Origin of the sequence: Rubrivivax soli, assembly GCF_049810355.1 — a bacterium.
In the GTDB taxonomy this organism is placed as follows: domain Bacteria; phylum Pseudomonadota; class Gammaproteobacteria; order Burkholderiales; family Burkholderiaceae_C; genus Rubrivivax.
In genome coordinates this window covers 5,758,788-5,783,518 of sequence record NZ_CP187368.1, presented here as the reverse complement: position 1 = coordinate 5,783,518, position 24,731 = coordinate 5,758,788, and the positions used below count along the sequence as shown (strand labels likewise).

Sequence of the window (24,731 nt, the reverse complement as noted above, 5' to 3'; positions counted from 1 at the left end):
GCCGGGCGTGCGGGCCCAGCTCCGAGTCCGCCCCTGCGTTACAGCATGCGCTGCAGCGGCGACGGCAGCATGACGCTCGTGCGGACCGCGGCCGCGCCCGCCGCAATGCCGGCGATGACCCCCTGCTGCTCGCCATCGGACAGAGCCATCATGGCCGGGCCAAGCAGCGTCACCAGGCCGGTGATCGCCACCTGCGTCTGACCGCTGGCGACGTCCCTGACTTTCTCCGCGGCGTCGGCGAAGGTCGAGTTCCAGGGTAGACCGGTCGCTCGCTGAGACACCCGCCGTCGGCTCCTTTGGGTCGGGAGTACCAGTTCGCCGCTGACGAGAGCGGTCGTTCGGCCACCGCCTCACTGGCAGCGTCGGTCGGCTGGCCGGTAACGAACGCGCAGCGGTCATTGGTGGTGCCAACCCGCGTCAGGCTGCTTGCGGCCAGAGCCGCCGATCTAGCGCCGAGCCCGAGTGGCCGCACCGATTGGCGGATTCGAACGGTCGCTGGCTTGCCCACACGCCCCCTAAGGAGGGATCCCCACCCACCACTTCCGGGTGATCCCGCGGATGACGAATGCACTTCACACTTCAAACGAGGGCCGCGACAGTGGCAGCCAGCGGGCGAGCCGGACGCACGCAGTGCACATGCGGAGCGATCGTCGCGGCCCCTCTTCGACGGGTCGCGCACTGCTTCGAGTACCGCTGCGGCCCATCGAATTCCAGAAAGTCACTGACGAGTCCTCAGCGGCAGCTCGGGCATGGCCCCATCCATCACCCACCCTCCTCCACCGGCTGCTCGGACCGCTTGCAGTTTGGTATCCCGGTCGGCCGGCGTCATGAACGGGCTCAGGACATGCATCGGAGCCGGGTCAGCCCCCACGTCCAGCAGGATCGCGTTCGCAAACCCCGCCGCCGTTCTTGCGTCATAGCGCAGCGGCTTCACAAATCGCCGCCCCTGCGCCACCAGCGCCCGGATCAGCGGCACCTCGTGCACCCCCTCCAGCGGAATCCACCCCTCGCTGGTCAGCATCAGGCTGGCAAGGTCGATCTCGTAGGTGTGCTCTCGGCGTGCACGGATCAGCGCCGCCAGCACGAGACGCAGCCCTCGCCCGCCGTCCGAGTCGAGCGCCTCGAAGAGCGGCGCGAAGCCGCGCTGCACCCGCGCCCAGGTCCGCGCGTCTGCCAGCAAGGGGGCGTCCGGCATGTGGCGGATCCAGATGCGCGCGCCCGCGGGTGCCGACTCCCAGCCTTTCAACTCGCCAAGAACCACCGCCAGCGGCTGTCGACCGTCATTCGGCTGCAGCATCGACAGCCGGGCACGGCGCCGTTCGGCCTGCTCGGCCCTCGCGGACTCGCTGAAGGCTTCCGGCACGTACAGCCGGTTCGACAGCGGCTCGCCCTTCACCTGGATCGCCTCGGCGGCCTGCATCAGGTACTTGTGAAGCACCGCCTGGTTGCGCTTCCCGGCCATGGCCGGCGACCAGCGGTTGAAGCCGGCCCGCTCGAACAGGAAGTGCATCAGCGCCCGCAGGCTCATCCGGCGCTGGGTGCGGCCGACCTCCGACGGCTCGGCAGGCTCGCGGCTCACGCCAGCCCGCCCGGGCACACGCGCCCACGGGAAGTCCACGTGCAGTTCCACCCGTTCCGGATTCAGCTGGACGACGGCCTCGCCGACCAGTTCGCCCAGGCCCGACATCGCAGGCCCCGGCTCGTAGCTCGGGCAAGCGGGGTGGTGCCGGTCCCCGGTCTCGGGCATGCGCTTGATCTGGAAGTGGCGATGGAAGGCGACGTACATCTCGACGCCGCCTGCCACGCACAGGCAGCGCGGCCGGCCCGGCGCCTCGTAGGCCTGTGCCAGCAGGTCCTGCAACTGCGGGTCGTCGGCGTCGACCACGCGTCCACCGATCGCAAAGCGCTGCCCGTCCACCGCCGACTCCATCGCCGTCGCAGCCCTTCAGCACGCGCGCCGTGTCATGCCAGCTCCTCCAGCACCTTGGCCAGCTCGGGTCGCGGCCTTGGCAGCTGCTCGCGCACGGCACTTCGGTCGGCGATGCCCAGCACCAGCCCGACCTGGTCCTCGTCGGCGCCACGCTCGTACATCCGTGCCATCAGGGTCAGCCGTGCCGACTGCGTGCACAGACCCGGTATGTCGGCCTGGCGGAAGATCTTGCGGTAGATCTCCAGCAGGGGACGGCAGACGGTGCGGTTCTGGCCCTCGCCGCCGTTCGGCGTGATCGGATAGACCTCGCCCTCCGCGCCCAGGAACAGCGGGCCGTGCGGATCCAGGCCGCGCCAGTGCTCGGCGGCGCCAAGACCATGGCCGGCACGGATCCGCTCCTCGAGGTAGGCGCCGAGCGCCTCGTCGAGACGACGGTGGATGAAGAACAGCGGTCGTTCCTTGCCATTGATGGCAACCTCGGCGCGCACCCTCGACTCTCGCCGCACGCTGCCGTCCTCCAGGAGATAGTCCCCCACCGTCAGGCGCGCAACCTCCAGCGGACGCAGGCCGGTCGCGAAGGACAGGTGATAGAGCGCCAGGTCGTGCATCGACCGTGCTGACCGGCCGCGCACGCGGCGCGCGCCCAGATCGATCTCGTCCGGCGCCAGCACGCGGGCCTCGCGCTGAGGTCGTACCTCGGCGGGTTCGAAGTGCTCCAGCGCCTGCAGGATCGCCTCCCTGTGCGTCCGCAAACGCTTCACGCAAGCAGCCCCGCTCTGCTGCAGGCCCGCCACGCCCACGACCTGGGTGAGCTGGATCGCCAGGCACTTGACGCGCCGGTCGACGGCCGACCGCGACAATCCCCATCGCTGCGCCACGAGCTCATAAGGATCGCCGCTGAGCACTTCTCGCAGCAGTTGGACGTCCTGCCGGCGCTGATCCACCTTCTCGAGCCTCTGATCCATCGCTGCTCCCCAAGACTGCCGAAGCAGATGGACGGTCGCTGACCGGCCGTGTCCCGAATTCAGGGGGAACTCCTGCCCGTCCCCGAACCCTGCCCTTCCACCTGGACGCGCGAACGCGCCGCAATCATCCCGGCCGCATCGACAGCGCGATCGCTTCGTCGACGAGGCGGTTCCTCGGCGTCGACAGGATCTGCCGGTCCTCTGGCCGTTGGCGGCACGCCTGCATCTGTTCACTGAGCGTGGCCTTGGCACGCTGGAAGTGGCGCGCGACCGACGCCGCAGGGCACAGGCCGATGTCCATCGCCAGGCAGGCCACCAGCGCCCGCCCTCGTGCACCGATCGCCCCCGGTGTACCGGCCAGGCCGACCCCACCGCGCACTCCCAGTCGGGTGAGCACCCAGCGTTCCAGGATGCGTAGCGCACCATCGATGCCGTCCGCACCGCCGGCCGCCACCAGCGCCGCCGCCGCGCCCCGCACCTCGCGTGCCATCGACTGCATCGGGCCGACGCTGCCGACCGCCAGGGCCAGGCCACGCGCCAGTTCCCATTGGCGCAGCTCCATCGCACTGGGCCGCTGGGCCAGACAGGCCCGCAGAGCCTTGCGCGCGGCTGGCACGGGCTCGCCGAAGAGCTCCAGCAGCGGCCGTGCGTCGAAGCCCATGGCCCGTCGCAGGCCCAGCGCGGTGCGCAGCGCCGAGTTCGCATGGTGCGATGGAGCGGTGCACACGCCCAGTGCGACCGGACGCCAGGCCAGCATCCGCACTTCGGCGCGCACCGCAGCATCCGAAACAACGCGGTGCGCCCGGTAGCGCCCGGCAAACACCGGCCCACGCACGGCCTGGGCCTCGCGGACCCAACGCGCAACGATGTTGGCGACCGCACGGGCCAGGTCACCCGGCGAATCGTCGTGTGCGAGCCTCGACAGCACGTGGATCTCGGTCGGCGCCAGCAAGTAGTCGACCAGTTCCCGGCCTCGACGCCCATGGGCATCGAGCAGCCGTGCCCGGATGCGCTCGACCAGGGTGTCGCCCAACAACAGGTCACGCCCTATCGCCGCCTGCCAGCAGATGTGCCAGGTTGTGGCGTTGGTCCTCGTGGTGCACGCCGGGTCCATGACACAGTGACGATCCAGCCGCGCAGTACCTCATGACTACCGCCCCAGCAACGCGTCTGTCGTTCGGTCTGAGGGCGACATCGTCCCCTTGACCGCGAGGCTGCACCGAACGTCGACACGCTCGCGGGTGCTGCATCGGCTCCTTCACAACGCACAGCCAGTGCAGGCCAGATCCGGCGTTGGCGCCCACAGGCCGACCGAACGCGTGATGGCACATCGCCTTTCCATTGCAGCGACACAGCTCCTGCCCGTACCTTGTGCTCGCCCGAAGCACAGCGCCGAGGGCACTCGCAACGTCAACCCAACCTGAAGGAGTTCGTCATGAACGAAGCAATGGATCTGGACATCGTCGACCTGGGCGATGCCAAGGAGCAGACCAAGGGCATCGCGCTGCCGGGCAGCGAAGAGAACGTCACGCTGCCGAACCGCCAATAGCCCGCGCAGGCTGAGGCATCCGACCCGGCGCGCAGCCCAGGCTGAGGTCGCACTTCGCGCCGGGTTCTCCAGCGATCAGCCCCACCTTCTCCCGCCACCCGCGCACCCCCATGTCTGCCCGTCTCTGTCTGGCCCCACACGTCCGCGCTTGCGCGCACGATGGTCAGGTGATCCTGCTGGACCTGCGGCGCAGCCGCTACCTCGGCGTCCCGGGCACGCGATTCGCGGCACTCGCGGCCGTCGTCAGTGGCTGGCCCGATCCCGATGGCACGACGCAAGGCGCCACGCTGCAGGGCCCGGCCGACGTCGACGCGCTTGCCGCGCCGCTGCTGCGCCAGGGTCTGCTGAGCCTCAATCCATCGGCGCCGCGTGCGCATGCCAACGCTCCGCTGGCCGAGCCTGCGCGCTCGCTCAACGCAGAGGAACTGGTCGACGCCGTCTCGGTGGACGCGGTTCGCACCGTCAGGTTCGTCCGCTGCAGCGCCTCTGCCGCGCTCAGCCTGCGGCTGCTCTCCCTGCAGCGGATCGCAGATCGCATCACGACCCGACGCGGGCAGGGAGTGGCCAAGACAACAGGCCCGGCCAGCCACGCCCTGCGCGTGGCCGTGGCAGCCTACCTGCGCCTTCGTCCGCTCCTGCTCACGGCGCAGGATCGCTGCCTGCAGGACTCGCTGTCCCTGCTCGGCTTCCTGGGCGCGGAAGGATGGCGCCCGAACTGGGTCATCGGCGTCACCACGCAACCCTTTCGGGCGCACGCCTGGGTCCAGGCCGGCGATCTCGTGCTGAGCGACCTGCACGAGAACGTGCGCCGCTACACCCCGATCCTGGTTGCCTGAGCATCCGGCGGAGAAACGCGCTTGTTCCGCTACCTCGCGCTGATCTGGGACGACACGCTGGCCCAACAGCGCGACACCGTGCAGCGGTTGTCCAAGGGCATCGAGCGTGTCCCTTCATGGAAGCCCGCTGCGCAGCTGTGCGGGCTGTCGGTATTCACCATCGGCGGCGGCGCGGACGGCAATGGCGTCTACCCCTTGGGTCGCGACCAGGGCGTGATCCTCGGCAGGCTGTTCCACCGATGCGAAAGCGCGGGGCACGCTGCCGCACACGCCCGGATCCTGCCCGAAGAGGCCAAAGCCATGCTGCGGCACAACGGCCGATCCCTCGTCACCACCTGTTGGGGGCGCTACGTTGCACTCCTGAAGTGCGAGGGCAGTCAGCTGACGGTCCTGCGCGACCCGACCGGCACCCTCCCCTGCTTCACGCTCGAGCACCAGGGCGTGCACATCGTGTTCTCATGGCTGGAGGACGTCATCGCCTTGCCCGGGATTCCGCTGCCGGCCGTCGCATGGGAGCGGCTAGCCGCTCACCTCCAGATGTGGGAACTGGGCAACCACCAGACCGTGCTCGATGGCGTGGAACGCGTCCTCCCGGGGGAGGCTGTCCATCTGCGCCCGGCCGGAAAGACCCGGGAGCTGTTCTGGGACGCCCTGGGCTTTGCGAGGTCCACGCTGGACGAGGACCCTGCGAAGCTTGCGCCTCGCCTGCGCGACACGGTGCGGTACTGCGCGCGTTCCTGGGCCGAGGGACAGGAACGCATCCTGCTGCGCCTGTCCGGCGGGCTGGACTCGTCCATCCTGGCCGGTTGCCTGACGCGAGAGGACACGGCAGCCGAGGTCCTGTGCGTGAACTACCACTCGCCAGGCGCCGACACCGACGAGCGCCACTACGCGCGACTGGCAGCCCGGCGCGCCCACTTGAACCTCATCGAGTGCAAACGCGACGAAGCCTTCCGGCTTGACCACGTCCTGCAGGTCGCGCTGACGCCCTCACCGGCCACCTACGTCGGCCGGATGGCCGCATCGACAAAAGATGCCGAGCTGAGCCAGCGCCACGGAGCCCCCTGCCTCTTCACGGGGGCAGGCGGTGACCAGCTCTTCTTCGAGTTGCGCACCTGGTGGCCGGCGGCCGACTTCCTTTGCGTGCATGGCTTCGGCCGTGGCGCATGGCGAGCCGCGATGGATGCGGCGCGGCTGGCACAGATGTCGGTCTACCGGACCATGGCCATGGCGATCCGCAGCCGGTTCGGCCTGCGCGCCGAAGGCGATGTCCTCGTCTGGCAGCTGGCCCTGCTGGGCGGTGCGACAGCGAGCACCGCGCCCCGGGACACCTACTTGCATCCCGCGCTCCGACGCGCGACAGGACTGCCCGTCGGCAAGCTGAACCACGTCCGCATGCTCCTGCATCCGCTGGCCTACTACGACCCCTACGAGCGCGAACGTGCACCGACGGTGGTCAATCCGCTGCTGTCGCAGCCACTGATCGAACTCTGCCTGCAGCTTCCCACCTATGCCCTCACCCGAGGCGGGCATGGCCGGGCACTGGCGCGCCGCGCCTTCGCTGCCGACCTGGCGCCAGAGATCGCAGCGCGGCGATCGAAGGGCAGCATCGACCAGCACCTGAAGACCGTGCTGGCCGCCAACCTCCCGTGGGCGCGCGAACTGCTTTTCGACGGAGAGCTCGTCGCACGCGGATTCCTCGACCGCCAGAAGGTCGAGGTTGCGCTCTCGGGCAAGCCGAACGTGACCAGCGTGCATGTCACTGAGATCCATGGCCTCATCGCCGTCGAAGCCTGGCTGCGGCGATGGCGCGCCGCAGCGCAGGCCGTCCCGGTCTCGTAGCGTGGCAGCATCGCGATCCAGTCTGGCGGACCTGCGGGCGGCAGTTCGCCTGCTGCACGCCGCATCCGACCGCGTCGTCGTCAGCCGCCTGGTGCTGGCGCTGCTGCTGGTCGTGGCCAGTGGCCTGCTCGGCGGTCTGGCGCCCCTCGCGCTCAAGGCCCTCGTGGACGAATCCTCGCTCCATGCAGGCACGGCGTCGCCAGTCGATCTGGGCGCACCCTCATCGCTCCTGCTGGTGGGTGTCTATGTCGCGGCGCTGACTGGTGCTCGCCTGTTCGCGGCCCTGCGCCCACTTCCGGCCGGCCTGGCCGAACAGCGCCTCAGCGCCAATCTGGTGCGCCGCGGCTTCGACCGGCTGCTGGGCCTGCCCTTGACCAGCCACCTGGCCCATCGCCCCGGCGCGCCGGTGCACGCCCTGGACCAGGCCTCAGCCGGAAGCCAGATCCTCCTGTCGCATCTGTTGGGCAGCGTCTTGCCTGTGGTCATCGAACTCTGCACCGTGGTGGGCGTGCTGATCCACCTGGGGCAGCCCTTGATCGTGCTGGCGTTCGCCGGAACCGCGCTCGCCTATCTCATGCTGCAGCTCGGGGCTGCGCCGCAAACCGTCGCACGAGCGCAATCCGTCGCCAGCGCTGCGCAGGCCGTGCGGTCATCGCTGACCGAAGGTCTGTCACAGCCCGAGACCGTCAAGGGCCTTGGCGCGGAGCACGCTGTTCGGTCCAGGCTCGACCAGACCCTGGGGCAACTGCAGGCGTGCTGGCGCGCCATGGGTGCGCAACACGTTCGGCTCGGCATCGCCAACGCAGCCTGCATCGCGGCCTGCCTGGCAGCGCTGCTCGCACTGGCGCTGGATGGCCTGCACGCCGGCACGCTGACCAGCGGTGGCTTCGTGCTGGTCAACGTGTACCTGCTGCAGATGCTGCGCCCTCTGGAAACCGTGGGCGTCGCCACACGGGACATCGCCCAGGCCCTGGGGTTCCTGCGGCCGCTGCTGCAGCTGATGACGGTCAACGGTCCAGCTGACCAGGGCGCCGCGCTGCAACGCCCGCCCAGATCGACGAGCTCCCTTGCGCCCCACATGCTGCGGTCGCAGAGGTCGCCCTCCCACGCCGGGATGGCACGCGTGGCGCCTGCAGTCCGCCTGCGCGGCGTGCGCTTCGGCTACGACACCTCGCGCCTGCTGCTGCGGCACATCGATCTCGATGTCCCGGCGGGCAGCGTGCTGGGATTGGTCGGGCCCAGCGGCAGCGGCAAGTCTTCAATGGTCCGGCTGTTGCTGCGCCTGGTCGAGCCCCAGCACGGCTGTCTGCTGCTGGATGAGGTTCAGCTGGCGGCGATGCCACTGGAGCAGCTGCGCGCGATGACAGGCGTGGTGTTCCAGGACAACCTGATGCTCGACGACACGCTGGCCGCCAACATCGCCTTCGGTTGGCCAAGCGCGACGCGGTGCGAGATCGAGGATGCAGCCCGCCATGCCCAGCTGCACGATCGGATCGTCGCGATGCCGGACGGCTACGACACCCGGATCGGCGACCGCGGGCTCTTGCTTTCAGGCGGCGAGCGCCAGCGTGTCGCCATCGCCCGCGCATTGGTCCGTCGTCCTCGTCTGCTGCTGCTCGACGAGGCAACCTCGATGCTGGATGCGGCAACAGAAGCCGCCCTGCTCCAGGGCCTGCGCTACGCGGCGCCGGGCTGCACCACCATCGTCATCGCGCACCGACTGTCCAGCGTTCGCCTGGCGCAGCAGATCGCCGTGCTGAAGGACGGGCGCATCGTGGAGTGCGGTGACCACGCAGCCCTCCTGGCGCGGGGTGGTGCCTATGCCGGCCTCTGGCAAGCGCAGGCACAGTGCAGCCCTTAGCGGGAAGAACTGCCAGGATGGCAGTGAGCGCTACCGGTCACCAGAAGGTCGGGCACACCGAGGTCGCGCGCCATCGACCTTGCGCAGCGCATGCATCTGCCGCCAGCGTGCGTACTGGCTGTGCAGGGACTCCGCTGTCTCGCCCGGCAGCAGAGGCTCCAGACGTTCGGCATCCAGCAGCCAGAAGCGGTACCAGTCGACATTGCCCTGCAGCGAGACCATGCGGTCGCCAGGGTGGGACAGCGAGTGCGAGCCGTCCGGAATGACGATCATCTCGGCCGCCTTGTACTGCCGGCGCAGCAGCGCGTACACATCCCAGTTGTTCAGCACCGCCGGTCCGTAGGTCTCGATGCGCATGGCCGCACGCACACAGTCGGTGTGCAGCGCCGGGTCGTTGCGCACCCAGTTCTCGAGCGTGGGACCGTAGGCCGGCCCGCCATTGATCGCCTCCTTGCGGGTCACCATGTTGTCCCCGGCGCCATACGTGACGGCGACCGAGAACATCGTGTTGGCGTCCCCGTCCGACACAGTGGCGGCGCGGATGGGGATGTCCGTGAATGTCACCAGGTTGAGCACGCGCTCCCCGGTGGCGCTCCAGCCCATGAGCCCGATCCGCTCCACGTCGACCATTCCCTCGCGCACCAGGGCCTCGATCGCTCCGCGGACGCCGTCTGCAAATGCATCGACGACGGCGCGCTCGTGGTTGGGCCGCTCCGTCGTGGGGCCCACGGGAAGCGCCAGCACGATCATCCCCTCGCGCAGAAAGGCCCTGCCTGCGAACCCGCTGCTCACGCCATCCGCGATGTTGGCGCCGTCCAAGTAGAAGCGATCGGGCACAAAGCCGTAGGTCTGAATGACCAGCGCATGACGCTCCCCCGGCACGTGACCCGACGGCAACAGGAGGCCGCCGTCCCACTGTCGGCCTTTGCCGTCACGCCAGGTGTAGGCCTTGGCGGTGCCCCAGGAGTCGGCCGAGTACGCCGGGTTCAGCTGCGTCAGTCGCGTCCGTTGCCCTTCTGGTCCGACTGCCCACAGATCTGGAGGCTGATTCAGTGCCTGCTCCAGGCGGAGCGACCAGCTGCGCTGGCCGTCCGCCCGGCCGGCACCGGCAGCTGGTGCGCGCTCGACCTCCTTCCAGAACCCGTCGGGCGCGCGCTCGAACCAGCGTCGGCGCCCCCCGTCCATCGCGACGAAGGCGTCGCGCGGGCCGGCCACCGCATAGGCGGCCTCCAGGCGGGTCTCGAGGCGCGCGATGACTTCGATGCGCCCGGTGTCAGGCCAGTACTCGACGATGTGGGAACCGTTGCCGCGTCCTGCCGTCAGCGGCAGGTGCGTTCCCGCGATGACCACGGATCGGCCTCCCTGTTGCCACAACCTGTCCGATCGTGTCTGTCCGACGCCTGGCCACGCATCATCCGGTGCATCGATCACCGGTTGCTCGTGCCCATCGTCGAGACGGTAGGCCACCAATCGGCGAACGACGTAGGCCCTGGGTCGCGAGAAATACCCGATCGGATCCATGCTCAACGACGGCCCAGCCCGCTTGACGAGATCGGCCACGAAGGGGTAGTCCTGCGCCCAGGTGAGCTGTCGGTCCAACTCGTACCTGGGCAACAGAGCCCACCGCCCGTCGGGCGAGATGCTCACGCCGGGTGCCTGGCTGCTGCGCTCGGCGAACACGGCGCCAAGGGGTCGCGATGCCGCCCTACCGTCACCGGTGGTCGCGAAGTAGCGGTACTGCCGATCCTGAGCGCGCATGTCGTTCTGTCCAAACATCACCGACCAGAACGACTGGTTGGCGACCACGACACTGCGCGCGCCCGGTTCCAGAGGCGGCTTCGGAACCTGCGCGACGTAGACGACCTGCTGCAGGTCGTCGGACACGGCGAACGAGACGATGGGCAGCCTCTCGCGTGTCAGGCGGGCCAGTCGTGCCGTCCGCACATCCAGGCGATAGGCCTGGTGCACGCCGGTGTCGATGCGTCCCAGGAACACGAGCGTCCGCGATCCGACCCAGCGCACGTCCCGGATGGCTGGATCCAGGTAGGAGGGATCGCGGTCCGCCGCCACGGTCAGCAGCGTTCTGCTGGCGGCCACACGCCGGGCGTCCAGGCGGTCGGGGTCCAGGTCCAGCAGCACGATGCGGAACAGGTTCCTGCCGGCTGCGACATCGGCCGTGCGGGTCACGATGAAGGCTTGCCGGCCATCCGGCGCGACCTGGGTCTGCAGCGCGTCCGCGTCGCTGTCGCGGGGTTGAACGAGGCGGGTGAACTCGACGACATCCTGGACGGTGGGCCCGACGCCAGCCGTGGCAGGCCCGGCACCAGCAACTGCCAGCGCGAGCAGCCACGATCGGCCGCAGCGCCGCAAACCGGCGGCCAGCCACCGATCGATGCGCGTCCGAAGCGGGCGTGCAGGAAGAGCAAGACACATGGGGGGGAATCTCCTGCGGAACTCGGCCGCGTCCAGGTCGGCCCGGATCAGGCACGCGCGACGACGCTGCGCCTGACCCTGCGGCCGCACCGGGTGCTCGGTGGGGATGAAGAATGCGGGGCTTGCGCCGAAGCGCTACCAGTTCACCGACAGCCGGGCGCTGGCATAGCGCCCGCGCCAGTCGGCCTGGGTCGGGTCGTAGAACGGGTTGGCTTCGACAAACTCCGGCTGGCGATCGGTCACGTTGACGATGCCGAAAGACACTGCGGCCCCCTTCACTGTCGTGCCCGAGACAAGGCCCAGCCTGACCAGATCCAGACTCGCGTTCAGGTCGTGGGTCCACAGGTTGCCGAGCCGCCGCTCGCTCGTGCCGCCGTCCTGGTAGGTGCCGACATACCGGCTGGTGAGGCCCATGCTCCAACCGCCCTGATCGAACCCGGCCGACAGCCGGCCCTTCCAGGCGGGTGACCAGAAGTCGTAGTAGCGTCGTCCCAGCCGGTCTTCGGCCGGCGCCGCAGGCGCGAGGACCACCTGGTACGCACGCGTGCGCGTGGCGCCCGCGGCCAGGGCCCACGTGCCCCCGAGCGCCTTCCATGCATGCGAGGCCTCGAGATCGATGCCCGACGTGTCGACCGCACCGTAGTTCACCTCGCCCCAGAGCACCCGGGTGATCGGTCCCGGCTCGGTGCCGGTGGGCGGCCCGCGGCGCACGACACCGGGAAAGAGCCCTTCGTTGTTCACCAGCACCTGCGGGAAGGCCAATCCGATCAGACCGTCGATGCGCACCTTCCAGGCCGTCATGCCCAGGCGCGTGCCCAGCGTGCCGTCGGGTTCCCAGATCGCGCCGACCGCATACGCCTTGCCGCGCTCCGGCTCGAGTGCCGGGTTGGTCGATCGCACGACCTCGCCACCGACCACGGGCTCGTTGCCGCGAGCAGGGTCCACCAGACCGAACGCCTCGGTCGGGAAGCTCTGGTCGGGGACGTTGGTCTGCAGCAGGGTGGGCGGCTTGAACGACGTGGCCGCCGAGGCGCGCAGCAGCAGCGTTCGTGCCGGCCGCACCTCGAGCCCGGCCTGGTAGGTGGAGGCCGAGCCGAAGTCGCTGTAGGCGTCCCGTCGGGCCGCCAGCGTCAGCACGGCCAGGTCCCAGCTTCGCGCAGCCACCGAGGAGGACCGCAGCAAGGGTGCACGCAGCTCGGTGTAGGCAGCCCGCTGCGTCCTGTCCGCAGCCACCGCCAGGACGCCCGGAATCGCGGACTCGAAGCTGTCCCGGCCCGCCTCGACGCCGGCAATGACGTCCATCGACCCCGCGGGCAGGTTCAGCAGCGGGCCCCGCACGAAGCCGCCCAGCTGGTCGCGCTGGCCGCGGCTGGTGCGCAGGCTTTCCGGCCAGATGGCCCGCAGCACCTGGTCGCTGGCCGCGCGGCCTGCCGTGAACGGATTCAGGGCGGACTCCGCAACGGGACTGGCCAGGGCAGCCGTCCTTGCAGCCGGATTGGCGCTGACGCCCGAGGTGCGGCTGGTGCCGCTGTCCCGTGAACCCGAGCCCGTCACTTCGAGGTCCCAGCCACCGCCCAGGTCACCGCGCACGCCGAACAGCGCACGGGTGAAGCGCGTGCGGCGGTCGAGTGTCTGCACGCCGTTCTCCGGACCCAGCGCACCGGTCACGCGGACATCCACACCGAAAGGGTTGTATGTATTGCTGGCCGGCACGAGCACGTTGTTCAGCAGCAGCGCCGCCTCGTCGGACGAGAGTCGGTCCTCGGTCCGCGTCAGCTCACCGAAGATCGACCAGGCTCCCGTGAGATAGCGCTCGCCACTGGCGTGCAGCCCCAGTGTCTCCAGGCCGTGCACCAGGGTGTAGCCCTTGCCGATGGACTGGCCGCTGCAGAGGTTGGCCGTGCCGGCCGTCGGGACGAAGTCGTCGGTCGAGAGCAAGGGACCGGCCGAGACCGAAGGAATGCCGGCAAAGCTGGCGTCCAGGCCAGGCAGGTTGGAACCGTCCGTGCTGCTCACGGTCCCCGGAGCACAGGTCCGCGCACGTTGATCGCTGCCACCGAATCGCCGGTAGTCCGCGTCCCGGAAGAATGCGCGCTCGGCCATCGTGAGTGCCGACCGCTTCGAATAGGAGCCCAGCAGGAGATACGAGCCCCGCTCGTCCCCACCGCCGCCAGCCAGCGACACGCTGCCATCGCCGATGCCCTTGGCAGCCCCCAGGCGCGCGTCGAGCGCCAGCCCATCGATGGACTTCTTCAGGATCACGTTCACCACACCGGCCAGGGCATCACCGCCGTACACGGCCGATGAGCCGACAGGCAGGACCTCGACGCGCTCCACCGCAGACAGGGGGATCAGGTTGAGGTTGAAGTAGTTGCCGGACGAGGATCCGACCGCCTGCACGCGGCGACCGTTGATCAACGTGAGCGTCGACCCCAGCGGCAGGCCCCGCAGCTGCACCGTGCCCTGCCCCCCCGTCGCGCCGAACGAGCCTTCGCCCGCAGCGACGGACACCTCGCTGAGGCTGCTCAGGAAGCGCTCCAGCGTCGGTTGACCGCTCCTTTCCACATCTTCCCGGCTGTAGGTGTTCACCGGAGCCGGCCCTTCGGCCGCGACGCGCTTGAGACGAGACCCCGTGATCTCGATCCGCTGGGCTTCGGCAGGAGGCTCGGCATCCCCTGCAGGCGCGGCGGCACGGGCATCGGATTGCAGGGGGGCCGTGGCAAGGGCCAGTTGCGCGGCGGCCGAAGCGTCAGGGCTGGCGACCGTCAACGCGTTGGGTGACGACCTGGCACCGCTCGACCCCGGCGGGACACCGCCTGTGGACGGTGCCGGCTTCACGACGATGGCGCCATCCTTCATGACGTCGGCCGACATGCCCGAGCCATCGATCGCCCGCGAGATCGCCTCGACGGCGGTCAACCTGCCCGACACGGCGCGCGCCGTCTTGCCGCTCACGACCCCAGGATCGAAGAGCACGGAAGTGCCTGTCTGCCTGGCGATCGATCGCAGGGATTCTGCAAGCGCCTGCGAGGGTTGCTCGATCACATGCCGAGCTGGTACTGCAGATTCACTGGCCCACGATGCTCCGTGCGCTCCGCACACGAGCAACGCCAGAACCCCTGGGGCCAGGAACCTCCCTCGACAGCCCGCTTCGGTGACTCGCTCGTTTCGCATCTTGTGACTTTCCTGTGTGGCTGATTGGGTGACAACCAGATGACGAGAAAGTCCAGTGCGGGTCTGCCAGTGCTTTCTCTAGTGAGGCTTGATCAGCTCCAATCGTCCATCGCCTTGCCGTACCTGCAAGCCATGCAAGGCAGCGACAGCGCTGGCAAATCCCGCCGTATCACCAGTGCGATAGAGGCCGCTGACACGCAAGTCTGCGAGCGAGGAGGGCTGGAGCAAGGTGATCGCCGTTCGGCTGTAGCGGTTCATCTCGGCCACGGCCTCCGGAAGCGAAGCGTCGTCAAACACAACCTCGCTCCGCTTCCAGGCAACGACCTGTTCCAGGTTCGGCCTGTCCAGTTCGGCCTCGGCGGACGGCGCCTGACCGAGCTCGCTGCCGGACAGCCGCACACGATCACCGGCCACCAGCCGCACGGTGCGGGCGGGCGCCAGCCCGCTGGTGCCCGCCGCAGCTTGCACGGCCACCTGCCCTTCGATCAGCGTCACGGCCAGCGCCTCGCGACCGGCACCACCCTGCCCAGCGAACCGCACCGCGAACACGGTGCCGATCGCGACCACTTCGCTGCCCCCTGCGTGCACGACAAACGGCCGCAGGGGGTCCTTGGCCACCTCGAACAGCGCCTCACCGCTCGTGATCGCCACGGCGCGCTGCCGGGACCCCAGATCGACGCGCACGCGCGTGTCGGTGTTCAGCGTCATGCGCGTGCCGTCATCGAGCATCACGATCTGCTGTTCGCCCACCCCGGTGGTGTAGACGCCGACGTCGCGCCAATGCTGATACCCCAGGGCGCCAGTCACCACGGCCAGCACCACGGCCACTGTCGACGCCCAACGCACAGGGGCCAGGTACCACGTGCCGCGATCTTCGGCACCGGTCTGCGACTTCGAAGCCACGTAGGCACTGGCCAAAGTGACCCGCGGCACGCTTTCCCAGGTGTCCGTGCAACGCTCGAACGCTTCGCGATGGGCGGCGGATCGCTGCTGCCAGGCCAGGCACTCCTGTTCCATGCGGCGACTGCGCTGAGGCCCGTGCAGACGGGTCACCCAGACGGCTGCCTCGGCAGCGATCTCCGGCGGCACCCGAACCGGGAGGTCCGGCTCCCCGTTGTCCGCGGCGGCGGCGCGCGGCTGGCCCATGACTACCAACCTTCCATCCAGCTGGTGACCTGCATCGTCGCCTTGGCAACGTGTTTCTCGACGGAACTGACACTCAGCCCGTGGAGCCTGGCAATCTGCACGTAGCTCATGCCATCGACGCGGTGGGCCAGGAAGATCGTACGGGTCTTGTCATTCAGTCGGCCCAGGCAGACGCTCATCCGCTGCAGGCGCTCACGCGACAGCAGCACGGCCTCGACGCTGGGTTGCGTATCGACGAGCACGACGTCTTCGAGCATGACTTCCTCGCCACGGGCACGGCGTGCGCGGTGTGCGTCGATCGACAGGTTCAGCGCAGCTCGCATCAGAAACGCCTCAGGCTCGTCAACCTGCTTCTCACGCCGATAGCACTCGAGCCGGATCCATGCCTCCTGAACCAGATCGTCGGCTTCGTGCTCCGTCCGGCCACGGCGCATCAGGGCTGATCTAACCCGGGAGAATACGCCTTGCCACTTCTTGACCATGCGAAAGCCTGCGGACAGCCAGGGTAGACAGTTCAGGAGCCGACGGCGGCAATCCTAGAACCGAAACACTCACGATGGTAGTTATGTTCGGCTCCGGCAGCGACACCAACCTGCTCAAGCCGGCGCAGCTCGCGCGGCAACACCGCCTGGACGAGCCTTGCGGCCGCGCCGGCATCGTCGAACGCACCGTGCCGATCAACCGCCTTGCGCAAGCTCCGGTTCAACGCCGCTGCCTTGCCGTCGCCCGCAAGGACCTCCCGCCGAAGGGCTGGCGCCAGCGACCACAGCGCCCAGCCTTGTTCGAGGGCCAGACGCCAGTCCGCCACCAGCACCGGATAGCGGGCGCCCCAGCGGCTGGTCTCGAAAGCGGCCAGCGCCGCCCTGGCCTCTACGCCTGATTCGGTCACGATGATCGCGCGCAGGCGCTCAGCGACCGGTAACCGATGACGTGCCGCCACCTGCGCAACGCTTCGGTCGAGCAGCTGGGCAAAGGAAGGAAGTGCCGTCGCCCCCGGAAATCGGGCTCGCAGGTCCTCTCGGAAGCCTGCGAGGTCACTGTGGAGTGCAAATCGGATTCGCTCGACACCGCGATTCTGAAGTTCAACGAGCGCTGGCCTCCAGTCAGGCCTCGCTGACGCAGTCCTTGCCCAAACACCAAGGACTTCGGATTCATCTCGGCTGAGATTGCCGACAACCCAGTGCACCTCACCACCCTCGCCCGAGACGTTGTTCATCGGGACGACCTTGGGGACGCAGCCGGCATGCACCGAGAGGTACCTTCGGCATAGCGGCAAACAGTTGTAGGCGTCTGCGTCCAATCGTCCATTGCTGCGTTTCACTTGATCGTCCAGTCATCCGGGGCAGTGCATGTGGATGATCGTCCGTGGTGCTATCACCGTCAAGATTCGACGATGCACGAGTGCCTCGTCCTTCCCCCCGATATGCCCAAGCACCAGAGCTCGTAGCGTTCGGTGCTGCCGTTCGACAGAGGCGGCTGGCTCTCGGTCTCTCACAGGAAGCGCTCGCCCACGAGGCAGGGATTGACCGCTCGTACATGAGCAGCATCGAACGAGGCGGCCAGAACGTTGGCCTTGTACTCGCAGCACAGATTGCGGGAGCCCTCGACATCAAACTTGCCGAACTGATGGCAGCCGCTCGGTTGTAGCGACCGCTTTACTTGCGCGCATCTGGTCTTTGGTCGGCTGCCCCTGCTGCGCGATCCAGCGGCGGATGTCCTCGGCGCGCCAGACGGTCACGCGCTCGGACAGCTTCACGGGCTCTGGAAACGTGCGTGCATGCACACGCCGCCACAGGGTGGACTTGGAGATGGGGACGAAGATCAGCACCTGCGGCTGGCGCAGGAAGCCGGTGTCCGGCAGCGCAGCACTGGGGACTGCGGCCGAGGAATCCGCCGACGGGGCGGCAGGGACAGAAACGCGGGGCATGATCGGCCTCTCATCGGCATGCAGCCGGAAAAGGTCATGACCTGCTCTGAGACGACGGCGCTCGGTCAGGAAACGCGCCAGCCGCCCGGGAACGCTCGACTCCTGGACCACCGCGGGCGTTCCGTTCGCGCGGTGGATGAGGATGGCCTCTGGCGTACCCACCTCAGAGATGCACGACCCGGTGACTTGTTCTTCACGCCTGAGAGGGAGACTCCGCCGCGTGCTGCAGCTGCGACGTGTGCTGGAAATCGCTATCGACGGCAGCTGCTTTCGGCCCGGCACGATGTCGTCGCAGGCAGCGCTGCACGACAAGGCCAGCGTGCCAGACGTTGGACAAGGCAGGTATCGACTGCGACGCACCAGAGGCTGGTGGAAGAGAGGCAGGAAACGCGATCGGCCAGCAGCAGTACAGCGCCGCGGCTTCTGGGATCTCGCATGCCGTCAGCGAAGCGCGCGGGAGGAGCGCACCTACTAACGAGCAGACTGCCAAGTGGCCTCGCCGTCGTCAACATCGCATCAACGACTGCTCAAGCAAGTGCTGACACTTCTCGGCGCTTGCGCGGGAGGATGGCGTCGATTGCGTCAAGCCGCTCTGAGGAAGGGCGCGCTGCCGCCGGTTTCGCAGAACTTCAATCTAGAGCCCAGGGGTTTGCATTGCAGCTGTTGATGCGGGGTTTGGCGCCTTGCCGCCAGCATGCTGGCGGCAAGGCGCGGCGAACACGGGTGGCAGCGCGTAACCCCTCGGTCAAGCGGGAGCCAACGGCATAGCGCTTGGCCTCCGAGGCGGCGTGGTCCATCATCCGCTTCTCGGGCCAAGCGCCACGCCGCCGGCTCCCGCTTACCTCGAACGTTAGGCCACATTCAATGTCCCGCTTCAGATCGGCTCTGGGTCTAAAGTTCTCTGCCGCACCTCGCGCTGATCCTCTTGCATCGCACACGTCAAGGTAGCTCTATGAACCTTCCTGAAGAGCACAGCCGCAAAGCCAGATACCGTGCGGCTTGGATCTCTTTGCTGGCTGTCATGGCTGTCCACCACCTCTATGGCTGTTCCTCGCAGCAGGTCTACGGCGCAGGACAAGCCTGGCAGTTGCAGGAGTGCAGCAAGATCATGGATGCCCAAGAAAGAAACCGATGCATGTCGAGTGCGAATACGTCGTACGACGAGTACAAGCGCCAGACTGAGGCGACAAAGACAGGTCAGTAGTTTCCGTGGCACCTCGCCGAGATAGTACGTAAGTGATTGAAGTCCGCTCTTGGCCCCGTACCGCAATGCGGCCTAACCCCTCGGTCAAGCGGAGAGCCAACGGCGTGCCACTTGGCCCGCGAGGCGGCTTGGTGGATCATCCGGCCCGCGGGCCAACCGACACACCGTCGTCTCCCGCTTACCTCGAACGTTAGGCAGCACAGAGCACACCCAGTGGTCGCATCACGAAGAAGCACCCTTCTTGCCCTCGGCCTGGGCTTATGCACGAGTTCTATCGGGCAAGGCTTGGCTGCACCCAATGTGGTCTCCATTTCTCCGCTGCTGGTGACTTCCGGGCAGCCGTCCCCACAAGCGCTGGCTGGCCTCGCAAAGGATGGATTCCACGCCGTCATCTACCTTGCGCCAAGTACCGTCCCCAACGCTGTCAAGGACGAGCCTGAACTCTTGGCCAAGCAAGGCATTGAGTTCATTCACATCCCCGTTCCATTTGGGTCACCTGACGAGAGTCACTTCCTTGCGGTATCGGCAGCACTGACGCGCTTGCAGTCGAAGAAGGTGCTCGTTCATTGCGAAGTCAACATGCGTGCGTCGAGCATGGTCTTCCTGCACCGCGTACTTCATGGCAATGAGGATCCTGCCGTCGCCTATGAGGCTGTCGCCAAGGTTTGGTCGCCAGGCGGTGTCTGGCGCAGACTACTGCTCGCCCTACTGAGCAGTCACAAGGTCAGCTTTGAGCCTTACTGAGCAAAGTGCTGCCCAACCCCTCAGTCAAGCGGAGAGCCAATGGCAAGCCACCAAGCCCGCGCGCCGCTGTGGTTTATCCTGCATTGCGCGGGCTTGGCGGCTAGCCGCCGTCTCCCGCTTACCTCGAACGTTAGGCCGCACAGGAGCCCGATTGCTGCACTTCCGCCCGCTTCTCGTATCGGACCAACAAAGCTTGTGGCGCTGGCTGCACATCGCGCTCTGGGATCCCCCGCCTGCCCCGCCTCGTCCGAGTGAAGTGCTTCAGAACCCAGGTGTGCGTATCTACGCTGAGGGTTGGGGCACGTCCTCAGACCTGGGAGTCGTGGCCGTTGTTGACGGCGAGGACGCGGGCGCTTGCTGGATGCGGCTCGTTCCGGAACGTCAAGGTCTCGCCTATGTCGACGATGAAACTCCGCAACTTGGCATTGCGCTGGAGCCGACGTTTCAGAATCGTGGTTTCGGGAAACCCATGATGAAGACAGCGTTGGTCGCCGCATGGCAACAGGGTTACCGCCAGGTGTCGCTGACGGTCCATCCGGACAACCCGGCGCGCTTCATGTACCAAGCCTGCGACTTCAAGGAAGTGGGCCTTCGGGGTACGTACCACCTCATGGTCGCCGCGAGTTCGGCCTAACCCCTCGCTCAAGCGGAGTGTCAACGGCGTGGCACTTGGCCCGCGGTTCACTGTGCCTCGTCAAGCGTCCCGCGGGCCAAGCGCCACGCCCTTGTCTCCCGCTTAGCTCTAACGTTGGGCAGCACCAGAACCACTTCAGGCGCTCCAAGATCGCCTCAGCCAACTGCACTCGGACGATGAACCAACCCACAATCACCAGACGTGTCCTGCTCGCAGCTTCCGGCGCGGCGCTTACGTCTCTTGCCGCTACCGCATTTGCGTCAACGAAGAGCCGGCGCTTCGACCCGACGACAGCGCTTCGCAAGCTGGAAGGCAGTCAAGCACGGCTCGGCGTTTGCCTTCTCGATACTGTGACGGACGAAGTCATTGGGCATCGACTCGACGAACACTTCGCCTTCTGCTCCACCTTCAAGCTGCCCATGGTCGCAGCAGTCCTGCGTGAAGCAGACCGTGGTCGATTGGATCTGAACGAAGTCTTGCCGTACTCGAAGTCTGACCTTCTTGATTGGGCGCCTGTGACCGGCAAGTACGTCGACAAAGGCGGCTTGAGCATCGCCGTCCTCGCGCAAGCTGCACAGGAACTGAGCGACGGCCTTGCCGCAAATCTCTTGGTCAGACGCATGGGCGGGCCGGCCGCAGTGACTGCCAAATTTCGCGAGATGGGCGACACCGTCACTCGGCTCGACCGCTACGAACCCGACCTGGGATTGGTGCTCTCGGGCGATCTTCGCGACACAACCACGCCAGTGGCGATGGCACAGCTTGTCCGAAGGATAGCGACGGGCACGATTCTGCAGCCCGACTCCAGGCAACGGCTACTGCGCTGGATGGAGAACACCAGCACCGGCGCTCGCCGGTTGCGCGCAGGGCTGCCCACCGATTGGCGCTCTGGAAACAAGACGGGGACGGGTCGGGCCGAGGGCACGACGAACAAGTGCAACGACGTGGCAATCACGTTTCCGCCAAAGCGAGGGCCTGTCGTGATTGCCGCGTACTTCGACAGTGGCGAGTACACGGCACAAGTCGAGGCCCGGCATGAAGCCGTCGTTGCCGAAGTTGGCAGAATTGCGGCTATGTGGGCGACAAGTTAGCAGGCCCATCGCAAGGCTGCGTTATCGCTGCTGTCTAACCCCTCGCTCGAGCCGCCCCGCTCCGGTATGCAGCGCAAGCCCGGGCCGCGACACACGGTGCATCATCGCAGCCCTGGCTTACGCTGCCTGCCTACGCGGATGGCTCCGCTTGCAAGTTGGGCTGCACTTCCACCCCGCATGACCTCTCCCAGACACAACCTCAGTTCACCGCTTCCCATCGCGATCGACGGCTGGTCTGAAGCACTCGCGCGCGATCTGCAGATACACAAGCCGTCGTCGATTGAACTATCGGGGCTGTGGCCGGATCTTGCCGTTTTCAAGGGCCACGCTGAGAGCGTTACTAGTCTTCGATTGGCTGGCCGCGCAAAGGACGGGCAAGTCCTTGACGTAAGAGGCTTAGGCGCGTTCCCCAATCTCAGGCATCTCTATGTGGCGGGCAGAATCGCATCAGAGTCCAGTGAGGAACTTCCTTCGCTTGTTGAGTCGCTTGACTGCATTTGGCAGCAACAGTCGGCACACTGGCTGCTATCCGAGTCGCTCAAGCAAGTTCATCTGCGCGCCTACCCGGGGGCCAGCCTTCGAGATCTTCGCATCGCGCCATCGATAGAGCGACTCTCTCTACTCACTCCCAAGCTGTCCTGTCTTGAACTTCCGACAGCGTGCCGTTCATTGACGACACTTTCCATAGTCCGAGCCAGGGAGCTCGCGACTCTCGCCGGATGTGAGCATAGTCAAGTCAGAGAGCTTCGAATCAGAGACGCTCGAAAACTAGAAGACGTTTCGGCGATAGCAAGTCTTCTGCAACTGGAAGATCTACAACTCGTAGACATCTCGCCGCATGTGGATCTGTCCCCTATCGCACAATCGGCATCGCTTGCACGGGTCCATGTGGGCGGAGCAAAGGTACCTTCCCTGCCGTGGCTTGCACTTCTGTCGCTACCCTCGCTACGACTCGCAGACGGGCCCTGGGATCCGTCTGAGGTTTCCGAAGACGCTCTCCGAGGTGCATCTGGCACGCCAAGTCGAATCCGCTCGTTCCAGTCATTTGGCAACCGTGGCCGGCGCCCAGCAAGACTCGAACTGAGTTCCGCCACTACGACGCACCGCGATGACGCCTAACCCCTCGCTCGACCCCCGACTCGCTACGGCAGGCACCATAGGCCCGGCCTGCGCCAGACGTAGCATCGTCGCAGTCAGAGCCTGCAGTACCTGCCTCCGCTCGCGGGGTTGGCTCGAACGTTAGGCCGCATACCAACGACCAATGTAGCGCTCGCCTCAACGCTACGCGAGCAGCGATCTCCCTTGACTCTTGGTTACTACTTGAATGTTGAGCTTCGTAATAAGACACATAACCGCTGCGCTTGTATTTGCCACGCTGGCCACTGCCACGCACGCAACTTCCCCAGCACCGTATGTCCTTCAGAACACCGAGGTGATCGCCACCCCAGCACCTCGATTGAATCGAATATACGAAATCTATGTGAGCCTACCCGCCGACTACGCAACTTCAAACAAGCGATATCCGGTTGTCTACGTTACCGACGCACCATATGCCTTCCCGCTCATGCGCGCCATTGCGGAGAGAGTTGACCGCCACGGTGTGGGCCTGGAAGACTTCATCCTTGTCGGACTTGGCTACGCCAAAGGTGAAAATGGCGCCACGAGCCGCAATCGCGACTACACCCCTACAGATCGACCCAAGAACAGCAGTCTCGCCGACGGTGTCTATGGACAAAGTGCGGCGTACCTGAACTTCGTTGCAGACGCCGTACTGCCGCTTGTAGATGGCAGATACAGGACTGACCCCACTCGCCGCATCTACGTTGGTCATTCGTATGGCAGCCTCTTCGGTCTGAAGGCATTGCTCGACCGACCGGGCGCCTTCAGCCACTACATTCTCGGGAGCCCGTCACTGTGGTTCAACCGAGGCTACGCCTTCGACGCGCTGAAACGCTACGCGCAAACCCAGAACGAACTTCATGGCAAGGTTCGCTTCTACGTCGGAGGACTGGAGAAACCGACACGCGCGCGGCCACATGACGTGAACATGGTTGCACAGATGAATCGCTATGCGGCTGAGCTGCAAGCGCAACGATGGCGTGGACTGGACGTCAAGGCGACAGTTCTGGAAGGCGAGGATCACGCCACTGTATTTCCTCGGTTTGTTACTCTAGGTCTCATGTGGGCGCTCCCGAAGCGCGATTGAGAGCAGGCCACAGGAAGTAACCGTATTGGGGAAGGTCTGCAAAGCCCCGGGCTGATCCGGCTGGCGCGATCCTCCCGGCGGGGCGACGATAACGGCCATGAAGCAGTTCGGACTTGGCCTGAACCTGTCGACGAAGAAGACTCGCAAGCGCGAGTCCCTCAACGAGATGGAACGCGTCGTGCCGTGGGCGGCGCTGGTGCAGGTGGTGGAGCCGTACGAACCGAAGACCGAGGCCGGCCGCCCGCCGATTGGCATCGAGACCATGCTGCGCATCCACGACCTGCAGCAGTGGTTCGCGCTGTCGGACCCGGCGATGGAGGAAGCGCTTCAAGACATGCCGGTGTTCCGCGAGGTCGCCAAACTGGGTGACCGTGTGACGCGGCTACCCGACGAGACCACCATCCTGCAGTTCCACCACCTGCTGGAACAGCACGACCTGGCCACCGACATGCTGCGTGTGGTCAACGACAGCCCGCAGGCCAAGGGCCTGATGATGAAGAAGGGCACGGTGGTCGACGCCACGCTGATCGCTGCACCCAGTCGACCAAGAACGCCGAGGGTGTGCGGGATCCTGAGATGAAGAAGGCCAAGCATGGCAACCAGTGGTACTTCGGCATGAAGGCCCACATCGGCGTGGACGCTGACTCCGGCCTGGTGCACAGCGTGGTCGGCACGGCTGCCAGCGTCAACGACGTGACGCTGGCCGGGGCACTGCTGCACGGCGAGGAAGAGGCCGCCTTCAGTGACGCTGGCTACCAAGGCGTGCACAAGCGGCCCGAGACTGCGGGCCCGGTCTGGCACGTGGCCATGGGCTCGGGCCCGCGGCGCAAGCTCAACCCGTTCATCGAACCGGAGTACATCGCCGAGCAGATCGAGCGAGCCAAGGCCAGCGTGAGAGCCAAGGTCGCGCACCCGTTCCGCGTGCTCAAGCAGCAGTTCGGCTACGCCAAGTTGCGCTAGAGGGAGGCTCGCGAAGAACACGGCGCAGCTCGTCACGCTGTTCGCGCTCGGCAACCTGTGGATGGCGCGGCGGCGCTTGATGGGAATTGCGGGATGAGTGCGCCCGCAGTGGCTGAAAGGGTCGTACGGGCGCGCAGAGCGCCTCGAAAGCCCTCGAAGGCTGCGCCGGTCGTCCGTATGATGAGCCCCAGGGCGCAACGGCGGCATCCGTTCACGTCAAGCGGCACTT

Annotated in this window: 20 protein-coding genes and 1 pseudogene; 11 read left to right on the top strand and 10 right to left on the bottom strand. The window is 66.7% G+C overall.

The annotated features are described in order from the left end of the window. Positions 1–38: 38 nt before the first annotated feature. The 4 genes from ACPOLB_RS26600 to ACPOLB_RS26585 form a co-directional block, all read right to left on the bottom strand. A complete protein-coding gene (locus ACPOLB_RS26600; RefSeq protein WP_425259081.1) occupies positions 39–281 on the bottom strand; it encodes a hypothetical protein in 243 nt (80 codons plus the stop codon). A 437-nt stretch (positions 282–718) separates the two neighbouring features. Continuing rightward, the gene (locus tag ACPOLB_RS26595) at positions 719–1,930 is read right to left on the bottom strand and encodes a DUF1173 family protein (RefSeq protein ID WP_425259080.1); all 1,212 of its coding nucleotides are present in this window, start codon (positions 1,928–1,930) and stop codon (positions 719–721) included. 32 nt (positions 1,931–1,962) lie between these two features. Then, positions 1,963–2,895, bottom strand: coding sequence for a site-specific integrase (locus ACPOLB_RS26590; RefSeq protein WP_425259079.1), 933 nt, complete (start codon positions 2,893–2,895; stop codon positions 1,963–1,965). Positions 2,896–3,019: 124 nt separating this feature from the next. Beyond that, the gene (locus ACPOLB_RS26585) at positions 3,020–3,928 is read right to left on the bottom strand and encodes a hypothetical protein (protein ID WP_425259078.1); all 909 of its coding nucleotides are present in this window, start codon (positions 3,926–3,928) and stop codon (positions 3,020–3,022) included. A 402-nt stretch (positions 3,929–4,330) separates the two neighbouring features. On the opposite strand from ACPOLB_RS26585, the gene ACPOLB_RS26580 reads away from it, so the two are divergent. The 4 genes from ACPOLB_RS26580 to ACPOLB_RS26565 all read left to right on the top strand — a co-directional run bounded on the left by ACPOLB_RS26580 (position 4,331) and on the right by ACPOLB_RS26565 (position 8,983). Beyond that, a complete protein-coding gene (locus tag ACPOLB_RS26580; protein ID WP_425259077.1) occupies positions 4,331–4,444 on the top strand; it encodes a rubrivinodin family lasso peptide in 114 nt (37 codons plus the stop codon). A gap of 167 nt (positions 4,445–4,611) precedes the next feature. Next, on the top strand, positions 4,612–5,280 hold the full coding sequence (locus tag ACPOLB_RS26575; protein WP_425259076.1) for a lasso peptide biosynthesis B2 protein: 669 nt from the start codon (positions 4,612–4,614) through the stop codon (positions 5,278–5,280). 21 nt (positions 5,281–5,301) lie between these two features. Continuing rightward, positions 5,302–7,122 carry an asparagine synthase-related protein gene (locus ACPOLB_RS26570; RefSeq protein ID WP_425259075.1) on the top strand — a complete coding sequence of 607 codons (1,821 nt, stop codon included), beginning with the start codon at positions 5,302–5,304 and terminating at the stop codon, positions 7,120–7,122. Position 7,123: 1 nt separating this feature from the next. Beyond that, a complete protein-coding gene (locus tag ACPOLB_RS26565; protein ID WP_425259074.1) occupies positions 7,124–8,983 on the top strand; it encodes an ATP-binding cassette domain-containing protein in 1,860 nt (619 codons plus the stop codon). 30 nt (positions 8,984–9,013) lie between these two features. Here the strand turns inward: ACPOLB_RS26565 and ACPOLB_RS26560 are convergent, their stop codons facing one another. The 5 genes from ACPOLB_RS26560 to ACPOLB_RS26540 form a co-directional block, all read right to left on the bottom strand. After that, complete coding sequence (locus ACPOLB_RS26560; protein WP_425259073.1) at positions 9,014–11,416, bottom strand: alpha/beta hydrolase family protein; 2,403 nt, start codon at positions 11,414–11,416, stop codon at positions 9,014–9,016. 135 nt (positions 11,417–11,551) lie between these two features. After that, on the bottom strand, positions 11,552–14,461 hold the full coding sequence (locus tag ACPOLB_RS26555; RefSeq protein WP_425259072.1) for a TonB-dependent receptor domain-containing protein: 2,910 nt from the start codon (positions 14,459–14,461) through the stop codon (positions 11,552–11,554). Between the two features lie 207 nt (positions 14,462–14,668). Next, positions 14,669–15,736, bottom strand: coding sequence for a FecR family protein (locus tag ACPOLB_RS26550; protein ID WP_425259071.1), 1,068 nt, complete (start codon positions 15,734–15,736; stop codon positions 14,669–14,671). A 2-nt stretch (positions 15,737–15,738) separates the two neighbouring features. Next, positions 15,739–16,218, bottom strand: coding sequence for an RNA polymerase sigma factor (locus tag ACPOLB_RS26545; protein WP_425259070.1), 480 nt, complete (start codon positions 16,216–16,218; stop codon positions 15,739–15,741). Between the two features lie 32 nt (positions 16,219–16,250). Continuing rightward, positions 16,251–16,952: a transposase gene (locus ACPOLB_RS26540; RefSeq protein ID WP_425259069.1), complete on the bottom strand. Its 702-nt coding sequence runs from the start codon at positions 16,950–16,952 to the stop codon at positions 16,251–16,253. Between the two features lie 149 nt (positions 16,953–17,101). On the opposite strand from ACPOLB_RS26540, the gene ACPOLB_RS26535 reads away from it, so the two are divergent. Further along, positions 17,102–17,383 carry a helix-turn-helix domain-containing protein gene (locus tag ACPOLB_RS26535; RefSeq protein ID WP_425259068.1) on the top strand — a complete coding sequence of 94 codons (282 nt, stop codon included), beginning with the start codon at positions 17,102–17,104 and terminating at the stop codon, positions 17,381–17,383. On the opposite strand, the gene ACPOLB_RS26530 is transcribed toward ACPOLB_RS26535, so the two are convergent. Next, a complete protein-coding gene (locus ACPOLB_RS26530; protein WP_425259067.1) occupies positions 17,346–17,774 on the bottom strand; it encodes a helix-turn-helix transcriptional regulator in 429 nt (142 codons plus the stop codon). The two genes, ACPOLB_RS26535 and ACPOLB_RS26530, sit on opposite strands and share 38 nt — an antisense overlap. An 841-nt stretch (positions 17,775–18,615) precedes the next feature. Between ACPOLB_RS26530 and ACPOLB_RS26525 the strand changes: the two genes are divergently transcribed. The 6 genes and pseudogenes from ACPOLB_RS26525 to ACPOLB_RS26500 all read left to right on the top strand — a co-directional run bounded on the left by ACPOLB_RS26525 (position 18,616) and on the right by ACPOLB_RS26500 (position 24,599). Then, on the top strand, positions 18,616–18,867 hold the full coding sequence (locus tag ACPOLB_RS26525) for a hypothetical protein (protein ID WP_425259065.1): 252 nt from the start codon (positions 18,616–18,618) through the stop codon (positions 18,865–18,867). A 285-nt stretch (positions 18,868–19,152) separates the two neighbouring features. After that, the gene (locus ACPOLB_RS26520) at positions 19,153–19,611 is read left to right on the top strand and encodes a protein tyrosine phosphatase family protein (RefSeq protein ID WP_425259063.1); all 459 of its coding nucleotides are present in this window, start codon (positions 19,153–19,155) and stop codon (positions 19,609–19,611) included. Between the two features lie 151 nt (positions 19,612–19,762). Then, on the top strand, positions 19,763–20,245 hold the full coding sequence (locus ACPOLB_RS26515) for a GNAT family N-acetyltransferase (RefSeq protein WP_425259062.1): 483 nt from the start codon (positions 19,763–19,765) through the stop codon (positions 20,243–20,245). A gap of 176 nt (positions 20,246–20,421) precedes the next feature. Then, on the top strand, positions 20,422–21,336 hold the full coding sequence (gene bla, locus ACPOLB_RS26510; RefSeq protein WP_425259061.1) for a class A beta-lactamase: 915 nt from the start codon (positions 20,422–20,424) through the stop codon (positions 21,334–21,336). A 1,432-nt stretch (positions 21,337–22,768) separates the two neighbouring features. Continuing rightward, positions 22,769–23,542: an alpha/beta hydrolase gene (locus ACPOLB_RS26505; protein WP_425259060.1), complete on the top strand. Its 774-nt coding sequence runs from the start codon at positions 22,769–22,771 to the stop codon at positions 23,540–23,542. Between the two features lie 97 nt (positions 23,543–23,639). After that, positions 23,640–24,599: pseudogene (locus ACPOLB_RS26500) on the top strand (IS5 family transposase). Positions 24,600–24,731: the final 132 nt, after the last annotated feature.